At 69.0% G+C, this 5,559-nt stretch carries 5 protein-coding genes; 3 read left to right on the forward strand and 2 right to left on the reverse strand.

The genetic code is table 11. The features are described 5' to 3' along the window. Positions 1-856 (forward strand): pyruvate kinase (locus tag Q7T84_RS20445; RefSeq protein ID WP_304812842.1); only part of this gene is annotated, 856 nt, incomplete at its 5' end. Positions 857-1,002: 146 nt separating this feature from the next. Here Q7T84_RS20445 and Q7T84_RS20450 read toward each other — a convergent pair. Beyond that, positions 1,003-3,153, reverse strand: a complete 2,151-nt coding sequence (locus Q7T84_RS20450; protein WP_304812844.1) for an amylo-alpha-1,6-glucosidase — start codon at positions 3,151-3,153, stop codon at positions 1,003-1,005. A 27-nt stretch (positions 3,154-3,180) separates the two neighbouring features. Continuing rightward, positions 3,181-4,242 carry a glycosyltransferase family 4 protein gene (locus Q7T84_RS20455; protein WP_304812847.1) on the reverse strand — a complete coding sequence of 354 codons (1,062 nt, stop codon included), beginning with the start codon at positions 4,240-4,242 and terminating at the stop codon, positions 3,181-3,183. Positions 4,243-4,417: 175 nt separating this feature from the next. On the opposite strand from Q7T84_RS20455, the gene pgl reads away from it, so the two are divergent. Beyond that, positions 4,418-5,092, forward strand: coding sequence for a 6-phosphogluconolactonase (pgl, locus tag Q7T84_RS20460; protein ID WP_304812850.1), 675 nt, complete (start codon positions 4,418-4,420; stop codon positions 5,090-5,092). Between the two features lie 17 nt (positions 5,093-5,109). Beyond that, positions 5,110-5,559 (forward strand): dihydroxy-acid dehydratase (locus Q7T84_RS20465; RefSeq protein ID WP_304812853.1); only part of this gene is annotated, 450 nt, incomplete at its 3' end.

Here is a 5,559-nt window from a genome sequence, read left to right on the forward strand (position 1 = left end):
CTGGATCGCGCTCTCCTTCGTGCAGCGCGCCTCGGACATGGCCGAGCTGCGGCAGATCGTTCAGGGCCGCGCGGCCGTGCTGGCCAAGATTGAAAAGCCCGCCGCGCTTGAGGCGCTCGATGAGATCCTGGACCTCTGCGAAGCGGTGATGGTCGCGCGCGGCGATCTTGGCGTGGAGCTGAATCCCGAGGACGTGCCGGTGGTTCAGAAGGCGCTGATCCGCGCCGCCCGAACCCGAGGCATTCCGGTGATCGTCGCGACCCAGATGCTGGAATCGATGATCCACGCCCCGACCCCGACCCGCGCCGAAGCCTCCGACGTAGCCGGCGCGGTCTATGAGGGCGCGGACGCGGTGATGCTGTCGGCCGAGACCGCGGCCGGGGAGTATCCCGTCGAAGCGGTCACCATCATGAACCGCATCCTCGCCCGGGTGGAGCGCGACCCGCGCTGGCCTGAGCTGATGGCGGCTGAATATCCGGTCGAGGACGCCGACGCCGACGCCCTGGTCGCCGCCGCCCACCGCGCGGCCGAGATCGCCTCGACGGCCTGCATCGCGGCTTTCACGACCACGGGACAGACCGCCCTGCGCCTGGCCCGCGAGCGGCCGCTGCAACCGACCCTGGCCCTGACCCCCAACCTGAAGACCGCGCGCAAGCTGGCGCTGGCCTGGGGCGTCGAGGCGCGGGTCGTGCCCGACCTCGCCGACCCCGAAGACCTCGCCCGCGTGGCGGTGGAGCAAGCGGTGGCGACCGGGCTGGCCGCGCCCGGTCAGCGGGTGATCATCCTGGCCGGCCTGCCTATGGGATCGCCCGGCGCCGCCAACATCTTGCGGATCGCGCACACCCCTCGGCGGTAACTTTTCCTCCCCCATGACCAACGGGAATGGGGGAGGGGGACCGCCCGAAGGGTGGTGGAGGGGGCGAGGCCCGGCTCTGAGCTTGAGGCTGCCCCCTCCACCGCTTCGCGGCCTCCCCCGTAAACGTGGGAGGAAGTCAGGGTGTCTCAGCGAACCCGCACGGGGATGCCGTTCGGGCCACGGCCCTGGACGTCGATCCTGCGGCCGGCGTGTTCGAACAACAGATCGACCTTCTCGTCGCCCATCCTCAGACCGTCGATCTCCAGCCGGTCGATGCCGATCGGCAGGCGAGGGTCGGAGACTCGCACCTCGCGGTTCCAGCCATCGACCGTCACGCCCAGGCAGGCCTGCAGCATCATGAAGATCGAGCCCGCCGCCCAGGCCTGGGGCAGGCAGGCGACGGGATAGGCCACCGGCGGCTCGCCGGCCATCCGCGGGAAGCCGCAGAACAGCTCCGGCAACCGCATCTCGAAGGTGTTGGCGGTTTCGAACAGGCCCGAGGTCAGCCTCACCACCCCGTCCCGTTCGCCATAGCGCGACAGACCCATGGCGCAGATCGCCGTGTCGTGCGGCCAGACCGAGCCGTTGTGATAGCTCATCGGATTGTAGCGCGGCTCGCCGGTGGCCAGGGTTCTCACCCCCCACCCTGAATCGAAGGCGGCCGACATCAGCTGCTCAGCCACCTTGCGCGCCCGCTCCGGGCTGGGCAGGCCGCAGAACAACAGGTGGCCGGGATTGCTGGTGCGCACCCGGCACAGCTCGCCCTCGCCGTCGATGGCGATGCCATAGGTGCCCAGGTCCTCCATCCAGAACCGTCGCTCGACGGTCTCGCGAATCTGCTCGGCGCGGGCGGCCCAGCGCGCGGCGTTGTCCTGGTCGCCGCGATGGTGGGCCAGCTTGGCCATCGCCCGATAGGCGGCGAAGGCGTAGCCCTGGACCTCGACCAGGGCGATCGGCCCGTTGGGGAATCGGCCGTCGGCGTGGAAGACGCTGTCCTCGCTGTCCTTCCAACCCTGGTTGGCCAGTCCCGAGTCCTTGCCGCGCTTGTAGTCGATCAGCCCATCACCGTCGGAGTCGCCGAACTGTTCGATCCAGCGGATCGCGGCGGTCAGGGCTGGCCACAGGTCGTCGATCAGCGCCAGGTCCCGGGTGCGCTCGGCATAGGCCCCGGCCAAGGCCACGAACAGCGGCGTGGTGTCGACCCCGCCGTAGTAGCGGGCGAACGGCACCTCGCCCAAGGCCGGCATCTCGCCCTTGCGGGTCTCGTGCATGATCTTGCCCGGCGCGGAGTCGCGGAACGCCGAGACCTCCTCGGCCTGGTGCGCGGCGAGGTAAGTCAGCACGCCCTTGGCCAGGGACGGCTCGAACCACAGGATTTGCCAGGCGGTGATGATCGCGTCGCGTCCGAAGGCGGTCGAGAACCAGGGGATCCCGGCATAGGGGTAGGGGCCGGTCTCCATGCGGGTGGTCAGCAGGGCCAGGTCCGCTCGCGACTTCTCCAGCCATTCATTGAACAGCCGGCCCGAGCTCTTGATCCGTGCGCCGTGGCGGCGGCGGGCGCGCATGTCCCAGCGGGCGCGGGCCGCGGCGTAGCGGAAGCGCTCGCGGCTGGGGACCGCGCCGTTGTGCGCCCCGACTTCAAGGTACAGCTCCAGCCGCCCTTCGGGTTGCAGGGAGTACATGTAGTCGGCGCGGTGGCCCGCCATCCGTCCCGGCGGGTCGGAGAAGGAAATCACGCTGCTGCGCTCGACATTGTCCAGGCCATCATAGCGGAAGCGAACGCTGCGGCCGTCGATCTCGGGTGGATGGATCAGGCCGCGCCGAGTCCGGCGCATGCCGCGAACCTCGAACATGTCGCGGAAGTCCGCGCCAAACTCGAGCGAGAGCGGCAGCAGCACCACGTCGCGGCTGTAGTTCATGCAGCAGATGCGCTCGTACATCCGCTCCTCCCACAGGAACCGCTTGCGCTCCACATGCAGCACCCCCGGCGGCCCGACCGGGCCGCCGGGGGCCGGCAGGGCCTGGTTGGCGCCGTGCGAGGTGAAGAACACGTTGTCCTGGGCGATCGCGGCCGACAGCAACGAGGGCGGTTGCCCGCCGAGCAGCAGGCGGAACCGCGACAAGATGCGGGTGTCGTTGTGGAACAACCCATCGCCGGTGCCGATGATGTCGCCAAAGGCGTCGGCCACCACGAAGGTGTCCTTGTCCTTCAGCGCGAAGAGGCGGTGCGGAACACGGGGCTCGCCCGTCTCCCCCAATTCGATGGGCGCGTCGGGCGCCGGCGCGAGGTCGTCCATCCCTGTCCTCAATCGTGGGCCCTGTCCTCATCCATTGGCGACGAGAGCCATGTCGGGCCGGGTCACGCCCTGGGCGGCGTAGAGATCGAGATAGCGTCTCGCCATGGCGGTCGCCGAAAAGCGTTCGTCGAATCTGCGCCTGACGTCGCGGCGGTTCAAGGTCGCGGTGCGGGCCACCGCGGCGACGGCCTCGTCCTCATTGCTGACGATGAAGCCGGTGAGCCCCTCTTCGATCACTTCGGGGACTGACCCGCAGCCATAGGCGACCACCGGCGTACCGCAGGCCATGGCCTCGATCATCACCAGGCCGAAGGGTTCGGGCCAGTCGATCGGGAACAGCAGAGCCTGCGCCCCGCCGAGGAAGCCGGACTTCGCGTCGTCGCCAATTTCGCCCACGAACTCGACCAGGCTCTGGCCAAGGATCATCGGTTCGATCTTCTCTTGGAAGTAGCGGGCGTCGGCGGCGTCGACCTTGGCGGCGATTTTCAGCGGTATGCCCATCCGCTTGGCGATGGTGATGGCGCGGTCGGGGCGCTTTTCCGGCGAGATGCGGCCCAGGAACGCGAGGTAGCGGCCTGGCTCGTAGCTTGGCTTGTAGAGGTCGGCGCGCATGCCGTGGTGCACGGTCCCGGCCCAGTTGGCGAATGGGATCGGCGTGCGCTGGTCATCGGAGATCGAGACCAGCGGGAACTGGTTCCAGCGCCAATAGACGCCCGGCAAGTCCTTCAGGTCGAGACGGCCGTGCAAGGTGGTCAGGGTCTTGGCCGCGATGTCCTCGAAGAACGGGAAATGCAGCATGTCGGTGTGGAAGTGGATGATGTCGAACTCGTCGGCCCGGCGACGCACGTCCCACAGCATCGACATGTGGGCGGCGAGGTCGGACTTCAGCAAGGCGGGGTCCAGGCGGATCGCCTGGTCGCGGACCTTGACGAGTCTGGCCTTGGTCTGGGCCTCGGCGCTGGCGAACAGGGTGACGTCGTGTCCGAGCTCCACCAGGGCGTCAGTGAGGTGCGCCACCACGCGTTCGGTCCCTCCATAGAAGCGCGGCGGCACAGCCTCATAGAGCGGCGGAACTTGAGCGATCCTCATCGAAAGACCTCCTGATTGTATGGGTGACGCGCGCCTGGGGGGAGCAGACGGTCGCGTGGAACCGAGGGGATAGTTCGCGACCGGGCCGGAAGGTTCCGAGCCAGGGGAGCCTTTCCTCGCCTTGAGCACGAATCAGCGGGGGCGTTTGCCGCGTAGCTGCGTTATGGGGCGGGAGATGTTTGAAACCTTCGCAAGTCCGGCCGCCTTGGCCGAAGCCGCCGCCGCCGCCGTGCAGGCCGCCCTCAGCGCCGCGATCGCCGAGCGCGGCGCCGGCGTCCTGGTCGCCACGGGCGGCCGTTCCCCCGCTCCGATCTACGATCTCCTGGCCCAGGCGCCGCTCGACTGGAGCAATGTCACGGTGACCTTGTCCGACGACCGGTTCGTCGCCCCCACCTCGCCCGATTCCAACGAGCGCCTGGTGCGCGAGCGCCTGCTGGTCGGCAAGGCCGCCTCGGCGCAGTTCACGCCGCTGAGCTTCGACGTGGCCAACGTCAAGGAAGCGGCCCTGCGCGCCGAACCCGATGTCAGGGCGCTGGCGCCCTATGACGTCATGCTGCTGGGCATGGGCGAGGACGGCCATGTGGCGTCCCTGATCCCGGGCAGTCCGGTGATGGACGAGGGGATGAATCCGGCTGGCGAGCGCTTCTGCCTGGGCGTGCCGGCAGGTGCCGGTTCGCCGCCCTTGGCCCGTGTCAGCATGACCATGCCGGCGCTGCTGCAGGCGCGGTTGACGCTCATCTTGATCTCCGGCGAGACCAAGCGCGAGGTCGTCGAAAACGGGAGCGGTCTTCCCGTGCACGCACTGCTCGAACAGGCTAAAGCGCCGGTGCGCGTTCTCTGGACCCCGTAGCAGTCGGAGCTAGCTTGATGTCTGTCGCCCTGCATCCTGTCACCGCCGCCGTCACCGCCCGCATCATCGAGCGCAGCCGTGAGAGCCGCGCTGACTATCTTCGCCGGATGGAGGCCGCCCGCCACGACGGGCCAGGTCGCGCCAAGCTCTCCTGCGCCAACTGGGCCCACGCCTTCGCCGCCAGTCCGGACGGCGACAAGCAGAGGATGCGCAATCCGACCGCGCCCAACGTGGCCATCGTCTCCGCCTATAACGACATGCTTTCCGCCCACCAGCCGCTCGAGCGGTTCCCGGCCCTGATCAAGGCGGCGGCCGAGGCGGTCGGCGCCACGGCCCAGTACGCCGGCGGGGTGCCGGCCATGTGCGACGGCGTCACCCAGGGGCGGCCGGGCATGGAGCTGTCGCTGTTCTCCCGCGACGTGATCGCCATGTCGACGGCGGTGGCCCTGACCCACGACGCCTTCGAC

Origin of the sequence: Phenylobacterium sp. (assembly GCF_030654915.1) — a bacterium.
Lineage (GTDB): Bacteria > Pseudomonadota > Alphaproteobacteria > Caulobacterales > Caulobacteraceae > Phenylobacterium.

What these genes read in the sequence shown, in the direction of transcription:
- pgl (WP_304812850.1), top strand. Translation starts at nt 4,418, where the DNA reads ATGTTTGAAACCTTCGCAAGTCCGGCCGCCTTGGCCGAAGCCGCCGCC.
- Q7T84_RS20450 (WP_304812844.1), bottom strand. Translation starts at nt 3,153, where the DNA reads ATGGACGACCTCGCGCCGGCGCCCGACGCGCCCATCGAATTGGGGGAG.
- Q7T84_RS20455 (WP_304812847.1), bottom strand. Translation starts at nt 4,242, where the DNA reads ATGAGGATCGCTCAAGTTCCGCCGCTCTATGAGGCTGTGCCGCCGCGC.